13 protein-coding genes and 1 tRNA gene are annotated in these 17,935 nt (G+C 54.4%); 5 read left to right on the forward strand and 9 right to left on the reverse strand.

Annotation, left to right across the window (positions count from 1 at the left end):
* Nucleotides 1-54: 54 nt before the first annotated feature.
* The 4 genes from PSR63_RS20925 to PSR63_RS20940 all read right to left on the reverse strand — a co-directional run bounded on the left by PSR63_RS20925 (nucleotide 55) and on the right by PSR63_RS20940 (nucleotide 5,932).
* The gene (locus PSR63_RS20925) at nucleotides 55-1,779 is read right to left on the reverse strand and encodes a GspE/PulE family protein (RefSeq protein WP_274327622.1); all 1,725 of its coding nucleotides are present in this window, start codon (nucleotides 1,777-1,779) and stop codon (nucleotides 55-57) included.
* Nucleotides 1,780-1,839: 60 nt separating this feature from the next.
* Complete coding sequence (locus PSR63_RS20930) at nucleotides 1,840-2,940, reverse strand: type IV pilus twitching motility protein PilT (RefSeq protein ID WP_274327623.1); 1,101 nt, start codon at nucleotides 2,938-2,940, stop codon at nucleotides 1,840-1,842.
* A gap of 342 nt (nucleotides 2,941-3,282) precedes the next feature.
* Nucleotides 3,283-5,010 (reverse strand): GspE/PulE family protein, encoded by a 1,728-nt coding sequence (locus PSR63_RS20935; protein WP_274327624.1) that lies wholly within the window; start codon nucleotides 5,008-5,010, stop codon nucleotides 3,283-3,285.
* Between the two features lie 268 nt (nucleotides 5,011-5,278).
* Nucleotides 5,279-5,932 carry a hypothetical protein gene (locus PSR63_RS20940; protein WP_274327625.1) on the reverse strand — a complete coding sequence of 218 codons (654 nt, stop codon included), beginning with the start codon at nucleotides 5,930-5,932 and terminating at the stop codon, nucleotides 5,279-5,281.
* A gap of 172 nt (nucleotides 5,933-6,104) precedes the next feature.
* Between PSR63_RS20940 and PSR63_RS20945 the strand changes: the two genes are divergently transcribed.
* Nucleotides 6,105-6,959 (forward strand): outer membrane beta-barrel protein, encoded by an 855-nt coding sequence (locus PSR63_RS20945; protein ID WP_274327626.1) that lies wholly within the window; start codon nucleotides 6,105-6,107, stop codon nucleotides 6,957-6,959.
* Nucleotides 6,960-7,265: 306 nt separating this feature from the next.
* Here PSR63_RS20945 and PSR63_RS20950 read toward each other — a convergent pair whose 3' ends face one another.
* Both PSR63_RS20950 and PSR63_RS20955 read right to left on the reverse strand, forming a co-directional pair.
* Complete coding sequence (locus PSR63_RS20950) at nucleotides 7,266-7,946, reverse strand: hypothetical protein (protein ID WP_274327627.1); 681 nt, start codon at nucleotides 7,944-7,946, stop codon at nucleotides 7,266-7,268.
* Between the two features lie 667 nt (nucleotides 7,947-8,613).
* Nucleotides 8,614-9,894, reverse strand: a complete 1,281-nt coding sequence (locus tag PSR63_RS20955) for a hypothetical protein (RefSeq protein WP_274327628.1) — start codon at nucleotides 9,892-9,894, stop codon at nucleotides 8,614-8,616.
* A gap of 219 nt (nucleotides 9,895-10,113) precedes the next feature.
* On the opposite strand from PSR63_RS20955, the gene PSR63_RS20960 reads away from it, so the two are divergent.
* Nucleotides 10,114-10,197: transfer RNA gene (locus PSR63_RS20960), tRNA-Ser, on the forward strand.
* A gap of 58 nt (nucleotides 10,198-10,255) precedes the next feature.
* Here PSR63_RS20960 and PSR63_RS20965 read toward each other — a convergent pair.
* The 3 genes from PSR63_RS20965 to PSR63_RS20975 all read right to left on the reverse strand — a co-directional run bounded on the left by PSR63_RS20965 (nucleotide 10,256) and on the right by PSR63_RS20975 (nucleotide 13,752).
* Nucleotides 10,256-11,872 carry a right-handed parallel beta-helix repeat-containing protein gene (locus tag PSR63_RS20965; RefSeq protein ID WP_274327629.1) on the reverse strand — a complete coding sequence of 539 codons (1,617 nt, stop codon included), beginning with the start codon at nucleotides 11,870-11,872 and terminating at the stop codon, nucleotides 10,256-10,258.
* 175 nt (nucleotides 11,873-12,047) lie between these two features.
* Nucleotides 12,048-12,809 carry a glycosyltransferase family 25 protein gene (locus tag PSR63_RS20970; RefSeq protein WP_274327630.1) on the reverse strand — a complete coding sequence of 254 codons (762 nt, stop codon included), beginning with the start codon at nucleotides 12,807-12,809 and terminating at the stop codon, nucleotides 12,048-12,050.
* 175 nt (nucleotides 12,810-12,984) lie between these two features.
* A complete protein-coding gene (locus tag PSR63_RS20975; RefSeq protein ID WP_274327631.1) occupies nucleotides 12,985-13,752 on the reverse strand; it encodes a DeoR/GlpR family DNA-binding transcription regulator in 768 nt (255 codons plus the stop codon).
* A 233-nt stretch (nucleotides 13,753-13,985) separates the two neighbouring features.
* On the opposite strand from PSR63_RS20975, the gene rpe reads away from it, so the two are divergent.
* Genes rpe through PSR63_RS20990 form a run of 3 tightly spaced genes read left to right on the forward strand, consistent with a single transcriptional unit; the run spans nucleotide 13,986 to nucleotide 17,934 of the window.
* Nucleotides 13,986-15,671, forward strand: coding sequence for a ribulose-phosphate 3-epimerase (gene rpe, locus PSR63_RS20980; protein ID WP_274327632.1), 1,686 nt, complete (start codon nucleotides 13,986-13,988; stop codon nucleotides 15,669-15,671).
* A gap of 60 nt (nucleotides 15,672-15,731) precedes the next feature.
* Nucleotides 15,732-16,808: a galactitol-1-phosphate 5-dehydrogenase gene (locus tag PSR63_RS20985; protein WP_274327633.1), complete on the forward strand. Its 1,077-nt coding sequence runs from the start codon at nucleotides 15,732-15,734 to the stop codon at nucleotides 16,806-16,808.
* Between the two features lie 22 nt (nucleotides 16,809-16,830).
* Nucleotides 16,831-17,934, forward strand: coding sequence for an alcohol dehydrogenase catalytic domain-containing protein (locus tag PSR63_RS20990; RefSeq protein ID WP_274327634.1), 1,104 nt, complete (start codon nucleotides 16,831-16,833; stop codon nucleotides 17,932-17,934).
* Nucleotide 17,935 lies beyond the last annotated feature (1 nt).

Raw genomic sequence — 17,935 nt, forward strand, 5'->3', positions numbered from 1 at the left:
CTTTTGGGGTCAAATTTGGGTGTAGGTTGATTGCTGGCCAGCAATAATTGTTTGTTAGTCGACGACCGTTTCGCGAAGCACTTCGTCCAGGGTAGTCAGCCCGTCGAAAGCGAGCTGCAGTCCGGCGTCGCGGAGGGGCGTCATACCAAACTTTCTGGCTTCGTCTCGCAGTTCGTCCGTGGAGGTGTTTTGCATGATCATCGAACGAAGGTCGTCGTTCATGATCATCAATTCAAAAATGCCGATACGGCCTTTGTATCCGGTTCCGTTGCAGTTTTCGCAGCCGGCACCTTTAAAGAACTTGCGGCCTGCCAACTCTTCTTCTTTCATTTCCAAGAGGAAGATGGCGTCTTTCGAGGGCTCGTGTTCTTGACGGCATTGGCTACAAACACGGCGTACCAAACGCTGGGCCAAAATGGCTTCGACGGTTGCCGTGATCATGAACGTGGGGATCCCCATGTCCTTGAGTCGCGTGATGGTGGATGGGGCGTCGTTGGTGTGCAGCGTGCTGAATACCAAGTGCCCGGTGAGAGAGGCTTGAATAGCGATTTCGCCCGTCTCCAGGTCACGAATCTCACCCACCAGAATCACATCAGGATCTTGTCGCAAAATGGCTCGCAGGCAGTTCGCGAACGTATTGCCGATGTCTGAATCGATAGGGATTTGAATGATGCCATCGATATCATACTCGACCGGGTCTTCGGTCGTGATCAGCTTTTCGTTGATGGAGTTGAGTTCGCTCAGTGCCGAATAGAGGGTCGTGGTCTTGCCGGAGCCCGTTGGACCGGTCACCAAGACAATTCCGTTCGGCTTGTGCATCACCTGGCGGAATTCCTTGAGGGTCTCGTCCCCCATGCCCACCTTCTCGATGTTGAGCGAAACCACGCTGCGGTCCAAAAGCCGCATAACGACGCTTTCGCCAAACATGGTCGGCAGCACGCTCACACGAAGATCGACCGGGTGACCACCCACCGTCAGTTCGATACGACCGTCCTGCGGCATACGACGTTCGGCGATGTCGAGGTTCGCCATCACTTTGATACGCGTGGTAATCGCGAAGGCCAAGTGACGCGGCGGGGGAACCATCTCGAAGAGGACGCCGTCCGCTTTGATGCGGATACGGAACTCTTCTTCGAAGGGCTCGAAGTGGATATCGCTCGCGTGGTCTTTAATGGCCATCAAGAGCACCATGTTCAGCAGCTTGCGAACCGGGGCGCTATCTGCGAGAGCTTCCGCATCGGTAATATCGATCGGCCCATCCCCTTCCAGGGCAGCGGCCGCTTTCGCGAGATCGTTGTCGTCTTCTAAGTCGCGGACAAGACCCTCGAAACTTTCGGAGTCTTCCGAATAGTAACGATCGAGTGTTTTCTGAATGTCGCGTTCGGTGGAGACAACTGTTTTGACTTCGTAACCCAGAAACTGCCGCAGTTCGTCCTGCGTCGAAAGGTTCTGCGGTTCACAGGTTGCCACCGTCAAGCGGTTGAGGTCTTCCTCGTACGAAACCGGAATGACCTTATACAGCTGGGCCATCGGTTCGGTGATGCGGCGCAGCAGGTCAGGAGCAATCGAAACATCGTCGAGGCTGATCACCTGCATGTGCAGCTGTTCGGCCAAAGCTTGGGCCAGCTGGTCGTCGGTAATCAGATTCATGTCCTCGGCGATCTTGCCAAGGGGCTGATGTTCGGCCTGGGCTTCTTGCTCTTCTAGCAGCAGCACGAGTTGTTCGTCGCTGATGAAGCCAAGGTCGACCAGAATCTGTCCAAGTCGGCGAACTGCCATGAATTTGTCTCGTTGTCCGTCAGGAATTGAAAAGGAAAAGGAGAGAGGAGAAGCGAGTGGTTACGCGGCACCTTCTCGATCGTCGACATTGCCACGTCGGGCGTCGGCGATACGCTTTGCCAGGTCATTCGGGTTTTGGGCTTTGGCCAACGCGTCTTCCATGGTGACTCGTTCGGCCCGCCAGTGATTGAAAAGGGAGTCGTCCATCAGGATCATCCCGTGCTTCGAGCCGGTTTGAATCATCGATGGAATACGGAATGTCTTGTTTTCACGGATCAGGTTGGAAATACCTGAGGTCACGTTCAGTAGCTCGTAGGCTGCCACACGTCCGCCGCCAATCTTGGGGCACAACGTCTGGGCCAGCACGCCCAGGAGGGCCGAACCCAACTGCGTACGAATCTGATCCTGCTGGCCAGCCGGGAACACGTCGATGATACGGTCGACGGTACTGGCGGCACTGTTGGTATGCAACGTCCCGAACACCACGTGCCCGGTTTCCGCCGCGGAAATGGCTGCTTCAATCGTTTCCAAGTCACGCATTTCGCCCACGAGGATCACGTCAGGGTCCTGACGCAACGCACGACGAATGGCTTCCGAGAAGGAGGGCACATCAACACCGATTTCGCGCTGATTGACCGTCGACTTCTTGTGGTAGTGATAAAATTCGATCGGGTCTTCGATCGTGATGATATGGTGGTCAACGGTTTCGTTGAGGTGGTTGATCACCGAGGCCAGCGTGGTGGACTTACCCGAACCGGTAGGCCCGGTCACTAGGAACAAGCCACGCGGTCGATGGCAGAGCTCAAGGACTTTGGCTGGCAGCCCCAACTGCTCGGGGGTGAGCATGTCATTGGGAATCTGACGCAACACCATCGAGATGTTTCCACGTTGTCGGAAAATCGACACACGGAAACGGGCCAAGTCCGAGAAGGCAAAACCAAAGTCGGAACCACCCGTTTCCTGAAGTTCTCGTTGGCAGCGTTCCGGCGTGATGCTTTTCATCAGCGAGACAGTATCGTCGGGTTCCAACGATTTCGTGTCGAGTTGACGCATGCGACCGTGCAAACGAAACACTGGCGGTTGTCCCACCGTGATATGGATATCGCTTGCGCCCTGCTTCACAGCGGCCTGCAACAACTTGTCAATGAGAATCGTGGCCATTGGCTCCCTTTACCGCTGAAGGATTTACCACCTTGGCGGGGCATTGTGAATGAGCCCTGCTGAGGAAGAAGATCCAGCCTCTTAAGGATCGCGGTCGCTGAGTTGTCCTTAGTTCTGGCGTTGCCCATCCAAGGCACGCATCAAAACGCTCAGTGTGCCGACCCGACCGTGAACTGCTGATGAAATTAGGTTGAAAAGCGTTTGAAAAGCTGTCCCGATGGCAGAATTGTTGGGGTCTGCGGTCGAAGACTCAAATAAGTCGTGTCATTTTCGCGTTTACGGGCCTGCCGCGCGTAAACGCTTGTTTGATCTTGGTTTGTCGTTTTTGCTGGCAAGGGTGGCTTAGGAGTCTTTCTCGACAACCTTGGCTACGCGGAAGACTTCCTCCAGGGTTGTCTTGCCCTGCATGGCTTTTTTCACCCCGTCATCGAACAGGGTATCCATGCCGGTCGCCACAGCGGCTCGACGAATATCCTGAGTTGCCGCCCCTTGGAATGCCAACTCTCTAAGTCGTGCATTCATAGGCATTAACTCAAAAATACCCATACGTCCCCTGTAACCACTACGCTGGCAATTACCGCAACCGCGACCCTTCATGAAGGTCGCGCCTTCGGCCATCTCAGGCGTAATGCCAGCAGCCGCCAATGACTCCTTAGTTGGCTTAACGGGAGCCTTGCACTTCTCGCAAATCACCCGGACCAAGCGCTGTGCGAGAATACCAATAATTGTACTGGAAACGAGATAAGAGGGAACACCCATGTCGATCAAACGTGTAATGGCACCGGGCGCATCGTTCGTGTGTAGTGTACTGAAAACCAAGTGTCCAGTAAGTGAGGCTTGGATCCCCATGGAAGCTGTTTCAGTATCGCGCATTTCACCGACGAGGATGATATTAGGTGCCTGACGCAGCATGGCCTTAATAATCTTCGCGAAATCGAGCCCAATGCTGTGACGAACCTGGGTCTGGTTGATGCCAGGCAGGTAGTACTCGACCGGGTCTTCGGCGGTGATGATTTTGGTGTCTGGGCGGTTCAGTTCGTTGAGTGCCGCATAGAGGGTGGTCGTCTTCCCCGAACCGGTGGGTCCGGTCACCAGGACGATCCCATTGGGACGTTTGATGAGATTGTTGAACTTGATGAAGTTCGAGTCGGAAAGGCCAAGCTGGCGAATACCCACCTTGATACTGTCTTTATCCAGAATCCGCATCACGATCGATTGACCGTGATTAGTGGGGATAACGCTCACGCGAAGGTCGATGGTTTTGGTTCCGACGTCGGCCTTGATACGTCCGTCCTGGCAACGACGCCGCTCGGCGATATCGATACCCCCCAAAATCTTGAGGCGGGACAAGATCGCCCCAAGCATACGTCTGGGGGGGCTGTCACGTTCAATTAAACGACCGTCGATGCGATAGCGAATACGAACGCGATCTTCAAACGGCTCAACGTGAATATCTGAGGCCCGAAGCTGAACCGCCTCATTGATCATCAACTGAACCAGGCGAACGACCGGGGCACTCGTCTCGTCGACGGTTTCGTCACCGGCCATCGTCATGGTGTCTTGTTCCATGGTGTCGGTGAAGTCGATCGCCGTATCGGTGAATTCCTGCAGCATCGTATCCGCGGATTCACCTTCTTGTTGCCCGTAGTAGCGGTTGATCGCTTCGAGGATGTTTTCGCGTGGGGCCAACGCGATTTCGACCTTTCGGTTGAGGATAAATCGAAGTTTATCGATCGTTTCCAGGTCGAGTGGATCGGCGATGATGACTTTCAGAGCACCGTCATCTTCGGCCATCGGCATCACCACGTTTTCACGAGCGACCGATTCCGGTACCAGTTCCACGGCCGACATGGGGATCCGAACTTCGTCCAGATCAATGAACTCGAGGCCGTGCTCTTCCGCGACCGCTCGCATCACGTCGTTGGCTCCGACGTAGCCGGAACGGATCAGTGCCTCGGGAACCGGGATTCCCTGGGCATCGGCCATGGTTTCGGCCTCGCGCAATTGGTCAGGTCCGACGAGGCCACGTCGAATCAGAATGTCCGCAAAATTTCCCAGGGTTCCAGCCAAAGCGCTATCCTCCGAGCGGAATAGAGAAAGGGAGTCGTGATCTAGAGAAAAAAGATAAGTGCATTACTAGCCTACCATGAGGCTGAGAATGCCGTTAAGCCTTTTGTGCGTGAATTTTACGTCTATCTACGCAATCTCATCATCCTTAAAACGCAGGGGCTTCGTCAAGCTCCTGCTCTTCTAGGGGGGATACGGCGCTATAGCATGGCTGGCGCAGATTAGTACGCCAGCGGTGTGGATCCCGATTCTTCATGATCATCGAAAGAGATCAGCGTGTTTTCGGCTTAGTTGCGTCTGGCACACTAAAACGCTGGCTGGGGGCTGAGGGAGCACCGTAGGGAGGCTTGGCCTGGGTCGGGCTGTCGGTCGTCGGAGGCTGATAGTATGGCGTGCCCCAATGTGGAGTTGCCATAGCGGGCGGAGCTCCGTAAGGCTGGGGCGGATTCGTGGGCGAAGGGCTGTAATACGGCCGAGTTGAGCGGGGTTTCGACAGTTCACGAGCATGTTCCCACTGATGGCGAGCCATTTCTCTTAGCTGATCCGCGAGGCCGTACTCTGACATTTGCTCGGCTTGGCCGGCTAATTCTTCCAGATGACGTGCATTCTGGCGGAACTTGCCGACTAACTCACGAACCTCTTGATACAACTTGGTGCCGGGCCATTCTTCCGTGGCATGCCACTCGCCGTCCGTGGGTTTCTCGATCGCTTCGTCTCGCTCAATTCCGAATTCTTCGGACTCGATCGAAAACTCTGGCCCAAGTTGCTGTCGGATTTCTTCGACCGCCTCGAGAATCGGGATGGCGGCTTCCTCGTGTTCCTGGTTGTCTTCGGCCGGGGGCGTAGGTTGCTTGTCGTCTGCTAGCGAGAGTTGGGTCGTGAAAAGCACCAGGATCGCTGCCATGAATAATTGGTTCTGCATCATTCCGTTCCATGCGTTGAGGGGTGAACAACCAGCGAGGATTCCTAAAACTAGCAAATCCGGTAAAGTTCACCAACTTTGACTTAAGAATCTGCATTGACGCCAAGGGGAGACGTTTCGATAATCCGCTGCCCGATTTGGGGTAGCTATCAGTGAAGTCCGCGAAGGATGGTGGATGGGTCTTAAGTTCAGCCATGGTTGCTCAATGCTTCTGACGCTCGGCGTTATGGCTTGTGTTGCGCCTATGGCAAACGCCCAGGACCTGAGCTCTTCTCAAGCTCCTGCGTATGAAGAGATCGAGCCACTCCCGAAATCAATTCTCGATGCGGAAACAATCGACGTCGATTCCAAGCAAACCTTCGAGCAGCCAGGATCAACGGAGAACTGGTTCGGAGGTAAGCATGGTCACGGTCAGTTCGCTCACCGATTCGATTTGGTACATAGTCATCCGGACGATCCCTCCCGGCATATCGGGTTTGGTCAGCCGCTAACAGGGATGAGCTGGCGCAATCGCCCGATTCATGCAGACGTGTTTGCCGGCGCGATCATGTTGCAGAATCTGATTCCTGGCGAAGTCGAGCAGGAAGGTTCGTTCTTTGATGGACTGCGATTGGGTTACGACTTCGATCACTACTGGGGAGCTGAAGTTCGATTAGGCTTTGCCGAAGGGCGTTTGAACTATCCGACGAATGCTCATTTTTCTGGAAAGAGTCAGCTGATCATTCTCGACTACAGCGTGCAGTTTTATCCTTGGGGTGACGCTGCCTGGCGACCCTACGCGATGCTCGGGTTAGGGGCGGCCATGTTCCAATACGAAGACGCTCTGGGCCGCGATCGAGGTCAGGCTCAGGTTTCTATGCCGTTTGGCTTAGGGCTCAAGTACTTTGTGCACAAGCGTCTCGCTCTGCGGTTTGAACTGCTCGACAACATGACCCTTGGCGGTACCGATGCAATGTCCGCAAGCAACTTCTCGGTCACCGGCGGATTTGAATACCGGTTTGGCGGCAGCGCCCCTGGTTACTACCGCTGACCTCGGCTGCGGCCCAATTCAAGCGAGGTCGTCTCCACGTTGGTCAGCCCTGTTGTGCAAAGCAGGCGTATCGAACCAACGATGCACACCGCTTCACGCAGATGTTCTAAGAACGCTCTCAGGCGCCGCAGACGCGAGTTGTTCATCGGTGATTGACCCCACCATCCGGCGTCTCTTCTCCCGATCTCTGTCGAAGGCAACTCGTTGTAACGCATTGACTGCGCGATTGCCTGAGCCAAGAAAAAAAGAGACGCGGTCGCAATGTGACCGCGTCTCTTTCAAAAGCCCCCCTGGCTATTAGATTGGTTACATGCTTCCGCGACCGAGGTTGTGCGGATGGCGTCCGGTCGTGGAGGTGGGGTAGCTTCGCATCGATCCAGAGTTCATTTCGTACATCATCTGATCGGATGGTGATGCCGGCGTGGGCGTGCTGTACTGCATCGAAGATTCCGAGTCGTACAGAATCGTCGATTCGCCTGGGACCATTTCTTCGTAGCTCACCATTTGTGACTGGGCTTGGCAGGCACAGCTGTTACATGGGATGCCTTGATCGCACATGCTCGAGCAACATTCATCGCCTCGACGAATGCCAGTGATGCCAGGGCGACAGCGGCCGCCGACAGGGCCAACGTAGTTGCCGAAGCAGTCGCAAGGATCGCATGTCGGTGGATGGGAGATCCATTCACCCCAGTACACTTCATCTGAACATCCTGCCGTGCAGGTCAGGTTGTTGCGGAGGTGTTGGCGAATCTCTGCAAACGGTGGCTTGGGCAGACAGACTGGGTAGCTGGGACCGCAGCAAGTTGTACATGTTGTGCCGCAACCGCACGAGTCTCCGCAGGTGGCACCGCAATCGTCGCAGGCGCATCCGGAAGTTGGGGCAACATGTCCGATGTGACATGAGTTGCAGCTGGGGACGGTTCGACATCCAACCGCAGCCAGCAGCGCGGCGGCGAATAGACTGAGGATCAAGTGGCGTGACATCATGTCGAGACTTTCCTGGTTCACATCAAACGAACCACCCTGATACGACAGGGCAGGGGGGAGTGGGAACGTGACTCAAGAACGGATATCGGCCAGAAAGTCGGCATAATCGAGAGAATTGCCGTAATCGGCAAAGTTTGCCACAAAAAGGCGCCGATGCCACCAATGAATGCATCTCTGTCAGCGCATAAAAAAACCGTTGTGATCCGCCCCCAGATACACAACGGCTTCCTGCCCACGATTAGTATCGTGGCATTTCGGTATTTAAGAGCATCGGTCGATCTGATAGCAGACGCGGAACAAGTTGCCGTAGAATTCGGGGAACCGCATCATGCCAATGTGAGGGGTTTAACAATCCGATCGAACGCGCGCAGAAAAAAGGCCGTCAAGTGGGGCAGGTACTCGACGGCCTTGACCAGGCAACCGGAGTTGCCAGTCATGATTAAGGTGAATGGACAGCGTCCATTTGAATGTTGATCGGCCATCGTCTCGAAAGAAACGATGGCAATTTAAAGCGGTGTCAAAGCTTAGCTTTTCTGAGGCAACGTGAAGCTATTTACTGGCTGATTTACTGCAGATTCTGAAAATCGGAAAAGCGTCAGAATTACGTTTTACTTATGTGCCGGCCAAGTTAATTGCGTGAGCAATCCGCGCGTTCGGAATGTACGGATTATTCCGACGCGAGATCATCTGGCTTAGGTGATCGGCCAAAGAAGCTCTTCCAGACGGTGTTCCAGGCAGACTTGGCCATCGTGCTCAATCGAAAGTCTTGGATTTCGCTCGTCTTGAATACAGCGGCCAAGGCCTCTTCTCGTCCGCGATAGGAAGCAGGGAAGCGAACCACTAGCTGAGCGCCCTTTTCGGTTTGGGTTAGAAGCCCAGGAAATAGCGAGCCCTTGGCAATGACATACGGTCCAGGTGTGATTGCGATGTGGTGGGTTGGCCCAATCGAGAACCGTCGATAGGCGAAGGTCCAGGTATCGTCCTTCTTGATCAGTTTGCCCAGGGTCATCCAAGGGAGCGTTCCACCTAAGGATGCAAATGCTGTGAGTTGCTTTGCATCTTCTTCGACTTTGTCCGAGCGAAAGAGAATGACATCGACAGCCAGGCGGAAGCCGAGAAGCATGGTCCTCAACGATCGCTCAAAGGTAATCAGGGATATGATCAAAATGGGAAGAGCAATGAGTCCGCCAAGTGCCGGGTGGATCCAGCAAGCCAAGTACATGACGAGTAAGACGCAGATCCGGCTGACACGCAAAAACGTGTCGACTAACGGAAATGGGTTGATCAGGATCATTACTTCGAAGACGTTACTCAGCACCCAAACACTCGTGTAAAAAGCGAACATCAGGATGATGATGGCAACCGTCAAGACCGTACCCAGCGGGCCTCCTTCTGCTCCGAGATTGATATCTAGGAAGTGATAAATGAGTCGGAAGCCAAGTAGAAAACCGATCAGGTGAAACAGGATGCCTAGTATGTCCAACGGCATCTTCAGGTAACTGGCAAAGGTCAGAACCGTGTCCTTAAATGCCATCAACAGCGTGACCAGGATGATGGGAATAAAGAACCACGGCTGGTAAAGGAAAATCAGTTCGCCACGCCGATCTGGTTCGGTTAGGAAGTAAACAACCGGCGACGCAATCGAAAGAACCATCAGTGGTGATAGGCCTGTGGCGGTAATCCCCACCAAGTCTTCCAGGCCGTTGACGAGCATGCCCGCCCTACGTCTTCCGAAGAAATCGGCCAGGATGCTTTGTGGAGACGTATAAACCTTGTCGCGCGAGTCCTCATCCAGAGATTCGATTGGCGCCGAATAGCCTTCGTCGCCAGGAGCCAAGGCGTCTTGAGCAGCGGCACTGGGTAATTGGTCAGAAAGGCCCCAGCCAGCTACGAGAAGTAGCAGGCAAGCAATCCAGTTGGTGGGCAGGCGATGCGTGAGATAAGTCATGCGAGTTGGCTTGGTTTCACATCATGGTTAGTCTTCCTCTGGCCTATCATAACGTTATTGTGCTGCGGAATTCGATTATTGAGTGAAGCGCACAAAAAAACGAAATTCGCGGAGTATCGAATGGCCCCGCGGGGCCGGGCAACCGTTGTAACCCGAGCAGAATGGCCTTCGTCCCGTTGACATAAATCCCGAGGCTCGTTAGCGTTAACGAAGATAGATGGAGGCGAGCCGAATTGGTTAGGGAGCGGATTTGAAATCCGTCGCCGGTTACGCCGGTTGCAGGTTCGAGTCCTGTCGCCTCCGCTCAAAAAGCCACGTCGCCTTTTCGGCTGCGTGGCTTTTTTGTTGGTCGCACCTGATCTTAGTTCTGCTCAGATGCGGTGAATTGATTGTCTTCTAGGATCAAATCTTTGCATCCGTGATGCTCAATCGACTGGACAGCGCCGGAGAACGTGTTGCCTCGGATCGTGATGTTCTGGCCGCCTGGCTGGCACTCGATGGCGAATGCGGCGTGCTCCCCGCTGACGAATACATTGTCCCGCACAATCACGTTGCCATAGCGACCGTTGGGTTCATGGATTGTGAAGTAGAGTTCGGGGTAATCCTCGTAGTCGCCTGTTTCGAAGGACTTGCGACCACGACCTGGCTGGGGTTCGCACTTGGTCGTGTTGTTGACGAACACGTTGTTGGCAAGCACAAAGTTTCTGGGCTGATTGATCCAGCTTCCCCGTCCGCCATTACGAAACGTGTTGCCGACGATAACGACATCTTGGCAGGACTTTTCAACGCTCACCACGCGCGACCCGTTGCTGCCGTCGACGGTGTTGCCGACGATGACGGCGTTCTGGCAATACTCGGCAAGGAAGAACGCACCCATCCGAGAGCCGAGAATCTGGTTGTTGGAAAAGGTGATATTCTTGCAACGCTGGATGTGCATCGTATCACCCAGGGCGCTGAATTGGCTTCCCTGAACGATTACATCCTGACAGCCAACCAAGTCAAACGAACCTTTGCCGGGGCCGCTGCCTGTCGGTGCGTAAAGTGCCAAGTGGGCCTGAAAGACATCGGTGATCAGTTTTAAGTCTGGACCGGAATCTTCCTCGAGTCGGATCGGTTCACCACGATAAGTCTCAGACACTGCAATCGAGTGCTCGTCGCTTTCGACGACGAAGTACTTCTTGCCACGCAAGATGGGGCTGGGAACTCCCTGGCCGAAAAAACAGACACATCCTTGGCCACGATAATCTCGTGGCGTGGTCTTTAACGTCGTATTACCACCCAGGTCAATTTTCGTTTCTCCCTTTTTGGCAGAGAGCCCCTCGCGTATGAGGTCATGTCGAAAATAGGTCTTGGCTAGTTCGCGTTCGCGGGGAGTTGCTTCTTCAGGCCAAACAATGATTTGCCATAGATATCCGTAGTCCCACATAAACTTGCCGGTACGGAGCAGTCGGCATTCGTCGAGCCGAACTCCTTCGACGTAGGAATCAACATCATGCTGGCTGCCTGGGGTGAGGCGTCCGGTAACAGTAATGGCCGCGCCGGCCAAGTCTTGGGATTGGATCTCGCGAAAGCGAAGGTTTCGGCATGTGCCGTCGCTGCTTGTGCTGATGACGATCCCGCGTGAATTCGTATTAGGCGGCCAGACGTTTTGGGGCTTATCCGGATCGAAGACGTGCCCAACAAACTTGCCTCCGTTCCAAGTGAAATCATACAGGTCGACGCCAGAAAACATCACGGCTTTTGGTGTCGTCATCTTTTCGGGGAAGTGGAACTCCGCGCCGTAGGCTTCTACGCGGATTTGCGATGGCAGTTGAATTGCCTGCGATCCGTCGAGGAAGTATCGCCGTGGCGCGATTTTTACCGTGTCTCCAGGTAGCGTCTGAGAGAATAGGGATTCCAGCGTTTCACGGTCGCCAGCAGCAGCGGCGGTGGTGCATATGAGCAAGAGGATGCCGCATATCGTAAAGCGAGAAAACATCGCAGGAGCTTTCGCATGGCAAGAGGACGGATGGCGTCGGGCAGGAAGCTTTTACGATAAACGGCCCACGCTGACTTTTCCAATTAGAAATGTCACTTGCTTTGCGATGCGATGGATTTAGCCGCCTGGTGGAAGGATTGGGGGGCCAGGTCAATCGTTGGGAAGGCTCGTTTAATCAAGCCGCTTGCAGTTCATGCCAGAACCGCTCTTCGTAGCTCTCATTCATGATGTCGCTATGGTCAGCTGCCTGGCCAACGAGCCAGGTTGCAGGAGCATAAACATTTGCCTGCTGCAGGCGATGGATCGCGCCGAAGTGATGGTCGACGTGAATTGATTGTTCGCTATTCGACTTTGACCACAGGCTTTTGGGACGCGCGAGAACTCGCTTGGCGTAGCGTGCAACCGGGCTCGCGTTTCTCTGCTGGTATTGATCGATGGTTGGATAGGAAATCAGGTAATCGTAGGCCTCTCGGATGTAGTCACCACGCAAGGCATGGGCATGGGTGCGATGCACTTGAGTTCCACGGACGACATGATCGTTGATAGCAACCGGCGACTTCATGTGCTCGCCACCAAAGTAGAGATGATCCCAGTCCTCTGGCACGTGATTCAAAAATTGAACGATTCCCTCGAGTGATCTCGCATTGAGCAGGGCATCGTCTTCCAGGATTAAGATCGATTCGTGTTGGTCGAGTAGTGCATCCTCAAGGATACGAAGGTGCGATTGATAGCATCCCCAAGCACCAGGGCATTCGCGATAGCGGTTCCGCACCCAGGAAGGTGGAGGACAGACCCGGCCGTCCACGGCTCGGACTCGCTCGACTTGGACAAAGGGCCAATCGATCTTTTCCACATTCTCGGAAAAGCGGTCCCAGCGATCTGGTCGGCTATTCAGGTTGATGCATACGACCTTCGAGAAAATTGGATTCCGAGGCATCTATTCGACTTTCTGCGTTGAGTTGGCAGGTCAATCATTCCGAGCGAATACCGGATACTCCTTCGGCTGGGGGTTGTACTGAAAAACCCGGACTTGCGTCAACGCGAACTTGAAAGTCGCAGTTCAATAGTTCACGTCCGCAGGCCGCGTGTAGATTTCCCGTGATCTAAAGGGCTTAGCTGGTATAGATCAATTTGAGTTTCGTGCCTTGGCGATTCTCAAACGGCCGAGATTCTTCAGTTTGTCGATTGGTCACCAGGTAATCCAGCTGATCCAAGCTCGCGATATGTCGCATGGCGTGATGCCCGAACTTGGATTCGTCTGCCAGCACGGCAACGCGATCGGCGTGCTTGATCATGAGCCGCTCACTTTCAACCACATGCTCGTTGTCATTGAAAATGCCGGCCTCGGTAATGCCGCCTGTCGAGAGAAGTGCCCAGTCGGCGTGGTACTGGGCAATGGAGTACTGCGCGCTAGGTCCCACGAGAAGTCCTGTGCCCGGAAAAAGATAGCCACCGGTCAGGAACACTTCCCAGGGGCCACGCCCCATCATGCGCCGTTCGATCGCGGCTGCCAGGGTCAGTGAATTCGTAATGATGCGAAGTTTGATCGGCGGGAGGCTATCGGCCAATTGAAGGGTTGTGGTGCCTCCATCGACGAAGACCACGTCTCCTTCGCTTAAAAACGCTGTCGCTCGTCGTGCGATTTCCAATTTCTCGTTGGAGTGCTTCACCTCCCGGGCACGAAATGGAAGCAGGTCGACTTGATTCACCAGCTTGATGCCACCGCGTATGCGTTCGACCAGCCCGGCTTCTGCCATCTGGTTGAAGTCCCGGCGAATGGTTGCGGGGCTCGCTTCCAGACGGGTCACGGCTTCCTCTACATGCAATTGGCCATGCTCCGATAGCAATCGAAGAATCTGTTCTTGGCGAGTAGGTTTCATGCGTCAAAGAGTTTGTGATCAATTGTAGTCATAAACGATCATCGCGTGTTGTTGTTTCTGATTGTAGTTGAATCGGTAAATACGGCACAATTTTAAATTTTCCGCAATATAGGCGAATTGGTTCGTGGTGGATAGTGATCGTAGTTGATTGATTGTGATTGATCGGTACGATACAGGCGTTCCTTTAAGAAGCTTCGTTACCCCTGCATGCCCGTATTTCGGAGCACCCCAACATGTCTCTCAAGCTGAATCTTGGCGTTAAAACTGACCCGATTGAGTATCGGTATTCGTTTCCTTGGCTATTCCGCTTACTGGCCGAAGAAGGCATTCAGCTCGTTCAGCTGGGCACCTGGTTCGAGCTATATCAGCTGCCGGACGAGTTCTTTGTGAACCTTCGTCGCGAAGCAGAGGATCACGGCATTCAAATCGACAGCATGTTCACCGCTCATCGTGAACTGGGAGGCTTCTTCCGTAGTGAAGCGGGATTCGAGCAAGTGGCTCGGCGGAATTTCGAGCGACTGATCGAAGTAGGGGCATTGTTGGGGGCAACGTCGGTCGGGTCGAACCCTGGTGCCGTGCTGCGGGATCAGATGGGTACCAAGACTGACGGAGTGAACTGTTATGTTCGCCACATGAAGGAGTTGATGCATCTGGCACACGAGAAAGGCGTGTCGTGGCTGACGATCGAGCCCATGTCTTGTCTGGCTGAGCCGCCAACCTTGCCTGAAGAAGTTGCCGATATGGGGCGTGAGCTGATGGATTACCATCGTCAGCATGCCGACTCGACCGCTGCGATCGGCTACTGTGCGGACATTGCTCATGGCTATATCGATCAGCAGGACCAGGTCGGCTACGACCACATCCAGCTCTTTGAAGCCACCTATCCTTGGCTCTATGAAGTTCACTTAAAGAACACCGATACGCGGTTCAATTCGACGTTCGGCTTCGGACCCGAGGAACGCGAAAAGGGAATTGTCGACGTTCCTCACTTCCGAGATCTATTGAAGAAGAATGCTGATAAGTTGCCCGTTCAAGAGATGACCGGCTACTTGGAAATTGGCGGCCCGAAGCTTGGTCGCGACTACAGCGACCATCAGCTGCAAGACCAGCTACGTAGCTCGCTTCGCTATTTGAAAGATGCATTCCTGGGAGAAACCGAAGCAGCACCTGCGGTTCATGCGGTCCATGGGGCAGGCGATGCCACGACGGCGAAGAACCCGGTCGAGATCTCACCATCGATGATGTGCGTCGATGCCCTTAACTTCGAATCGGCTCTCCGGCAGGTAGAAGCGTTGGGCGTTGATATGCTGCACATGGATATCATGGACGGGCACTTCGTCCCCAACATGCCAATGGGATTGGCGGTGCTTGAGCGTCTGCAGGATGCCACGCAGTTGCCGCTCGATGTGCACCTGATGGTTTCGAATAACGACTTCTTCGTTCAGCAGTTGGCCAATTTGCGGGTTAGTCAGATCTCTGTTCATTTGGAGTCGGCCCTTCATCTCGATCGAACACTCTCACACATCCGTGACCTGGGGATCAAGGCCGGCGTTGCGATCAATCCGGGCACGCCGTTGTCGGCGATTGATTACGTGCTCGAACGGATTGATTACGTGTTGGTGATGACCGTGAATCCTGGTTATGCGGGGCAAAAGATGACGCCTGCATCACTGCGGAAGATTGCTGATTGTCACGAGCTTCTCGCGACTCGCGGTTTCGATTTGCCGATTCAGGTCGACGGCAATGTCAGTTTCGAGAATATCCCTGGAATGGTTGCCGCCGGGGCCACGAATCTTGTTGCTGGTACCAGTAGCATCTTCCATAAATCGGGTTCGATGCAAGAGAACAAGCGGCGCATGCTTGAAGCGATCGAGGAAGGTCTGGCGGCACGCAAGAAGCCAGAACTCGCGGCCGTGTAGTCTTACTGCCTCGCAAGCGTTCTCGAAATTTCCAGACATTCTGCCCCTATGTGACGTGCTATGAGTTCAACTGAAGACAAGAAGATGGAAGCCATTGTTCTGCACGCCGTGGGTGACCTGCGGTACGAACAAGTCTCGGTTCCCGAAGTGGAGCCTGGCAAAGTGCGAGTACGCATTGGTTTCTGCGGCGTATGCGGATCTGATATTCCTCGCTGTTTCTCGAAGGGGACGTATAGCTTCCCCACGATTTGCGGGCACGAATTTGCCGGCACTGTGGAAGCTTGCGGCGATGGTGTTCAGGACTTCCAGCCCGGGGACCGCGTGGCTGTTTTTCCTCTATTGTGGAAAGACGATCACGCTGCCTGTGAACAAGGGAAATATGCCCAGTCAGACGGGTACGACTACCTTGGGTCGCGCAGTGATGGTGGTTTCACCGAATATGTGATCGCTCCTGAGCGGAACTTGATTCGAGTGCCGGATAACGTTTCGTTGGAAGAAGCGGCCATGACCGAACCAGCGGCGGTGGCGCTGCATGCGGTTCGTCGAGCTAACGTTCGTCTGGGTGACTCGGTTGCCGTGTTTGGCCTTGGCCCAATTGGCTTAATGGTTGCCCAGTGGTTGAAAGCATCCGGAGCAGGTCCCATTCTGCTGTTCGATATCCAGCCAGAAAAACTGGAAATCGCCAGGAATCTTGGCTTCGAGCATACCTTCGATAGCCGCGACGGTAACGTGAATGATATCGTCAAGCAGCATACCGATGGGCATGGTGTCCATGTCGCAATCGAAGCGGCCGGTGTGCCGCCAACGATGCTGGCGGCGATCGAAGTCGTCCGAAGATCAGGCCGGGTTGTTCTGCTGGGAAATCCGGCAGCCGACGTCACCTTGCCGGCACCACTCATTTCCCAGGCAATGCGACGCGAGATCGATATGCTCGGCGTCTGGAACTCCGACTTCAGTGTCTACAGCGATGACGACGACTGGCGAACGGTTCTCGCAGCGATGAGCAGCGGAATCCTGAATCTCAAACCACTTATCACGCACCGTGTACCTCTGGTCGAAGGAATCGCCGCGTTGGAAATGATGCACCAGCAGTCCGAGTTCTTCACCAAGGTTCTCATTCATCCCGAAGCAAAATAGCCCCTATCAGCACGTAAATACCATGAATGCTCAAGTTCAATATCTCGATCAGCCAGGCGGGACGTTCACTACCACTTCGCAAGAGATGGCATCCCCAGCCCCGGGCGAAATCCGTCTTCGCACGGTAACGACTTCGGTGTGTCAGTCCGACGTGGTGATCTATAAGCAAGGGCTGCCGCGAATTAAGAAATGGCCGGCAATTCTACTTCACGAGGCTGCATGTGTCGTGGATGAAGTCGGTGAAGGAGTCACTCAGTTTGAACCAGGGGATCTGGTCGGCCTTGGCTGCGACATTCCCTGTGGTGATGCCGAGTGCATCTACTGCGGAGAAAACGGAACCGGCGATTGGACCAGCTGCCCTAATACCTGGGCGACCGGTCACGAGTTCGATGGCTTTGCTCGTTCGCATGCCGTGTTGCCGGATTGGTTTGTCAAATATGGGCCAATTGTCAAATTCCCCAAGGGCTTCAATCCTTCACATGCCTGCCAGCTGGAACCCCTGGCGTGCTGCCTGGAAGGGATGACCCGCGTCAATCACTGTATCGAGAACCGGATCGTGGTACTGATCGGAGCTGGCTCGCAAAGTACGTACGCCTTGCAATGTGCCCAGGCCATGAACGCTCGCAAAATCATCATGATCAATCGTGGGCAGGAACGGCTCGAACGTGTCATGCGAGATTTTGGGGATGACAACGTTGTGGGGATTCGCTGGGACGAGAACGTCGTCGAGAACGTTTACAAGGAATGTCAGCCATTCAACGAACCACACTTCGTCATGGTGAACGCACCCGTCGCAGCTGCCTACGAACTCGCCCCAAAACTGATGGGCTACGGGACGGTGATGGATGCCCATGCCGGTGTTAAGGGAGCCAGTGGCAAGCCGCGGCTGGCTCATGAAGTTGACCTAAACAACGACATCCACTACCGCCTGCAATGTTACCAGGCCACGCACGGTTCGAGCATGCGTGGGATTCGGCTGGCACACGAGTTTCTTTCGGAAGGAAGGCTGCCGAAGATTGATTTGATGACCAACGACACCGAACGATTTGGCAGCGACGACATTCAAGCTGCCATTGCCCGAGCTGCCGACTCGGACAGCCTCAAGGTGATCGTGCACTGGGATTAGC

It is taken from the genome of Bremerella sp. P1 (assembly GCF_028748185.1).
Lineage (GTDB): Bacteria > Planctomycetota > Planctomycetia > Pirellulales > Pirellulaceae > Bremerella.

What these genes read in the sequence shown, in the direction of transcription:
- PSR63_RS20945 (WP_274327626.1), top strand. Translation starts at nt 6,105, where the DNA reads ATGGGTCTTAAGTTCAGCCATGGTTGCTCAATGCTTCTGACGCTCGGC.
- PSR63_RS20975 (WP_274327631.1), bottom strand. Translation starts at nt 13,752, where the DNA reads ATGAAACCTACTCGCCAAGAACAGATTCTTCGATTGCTATCGGAGCAT.
- PSR63_RS20990 (WP_274327634.1), top strand. Translation starts at nt 16,831, where the DNA reads ATGAATGCTCAAGTTCAATATCTCGATCAGCCAGGCGGGACGTTCACT.
- PSR63_RS20950 (WP_274327627.1), bottom strand. Translation starts at nt 7,946, where the DNA reads ATGATGTCACGCCACTTGATCCTCAGTCTATTCGCCGCCGCGCTGCTG.
- PSR63_RS20940 (WP_274327625.1), bottom strand. Translation starts at nt 5,932, where the DNA reads ATGATGCAGAACCAATTATTCATGGCAGCGATCCTGGTGCTTTTCACG.
- rpe (WP_274327632.1), top strand. Translation starts at nt 13,986, where the DNA reads ATGTCTCTCAAGCTGAATCTTGGCGTTAAAACTGACCCGATTGAGTAT.
- PSR63_RS20985 (WP_274327633.1), top strand. Translation starts at nt 15,732, where the DNA reads ATGAGTTCAACTGAAGACAAGAAGATGGAAGCCATTGTTCTGCACGCC.
- PSR63_RS20925 (WP_274327622.1), bottom strand. Translation starts at nt 1,779, where the DNA reads ATGGCAGTTCGCCGACTTGGACAGATTCTGGTCGACCTTGGCTTCATC.
- PSR63_RS20970 (WP_274327630.1), bottom strand. Translation starts at nt 12,809, where the DNA reads ATGCCTCGGAATCCAATTTTCTCGAAGGTCGTATGCATCAACCTGAAT.
- PSR63_RS20955 (WP_274327628.1), bottom strand. Translation starts at nt 9,894, where the DNA reads ATGACTTATCTCACGCATCGCCTGCCCACCAACTGGATTGCTTGCCTG.
- PSR63_RS20965 (WP_274327629.1), bottom strand. Translation starts at nt 11,872, where the DNA reads ATGTTTTCTCGCTTTACGATATGCGGCATCCTCTTGCTCATATGCACC.
- PSR63_RS20930 (WP_274327623.1), bottom strand. Translation starts at nt 2,940, where the DNA reads ATGGCCACGATTCTCATTGACAAGTTGTTGCAGGCCGCTGTGAAGCAG.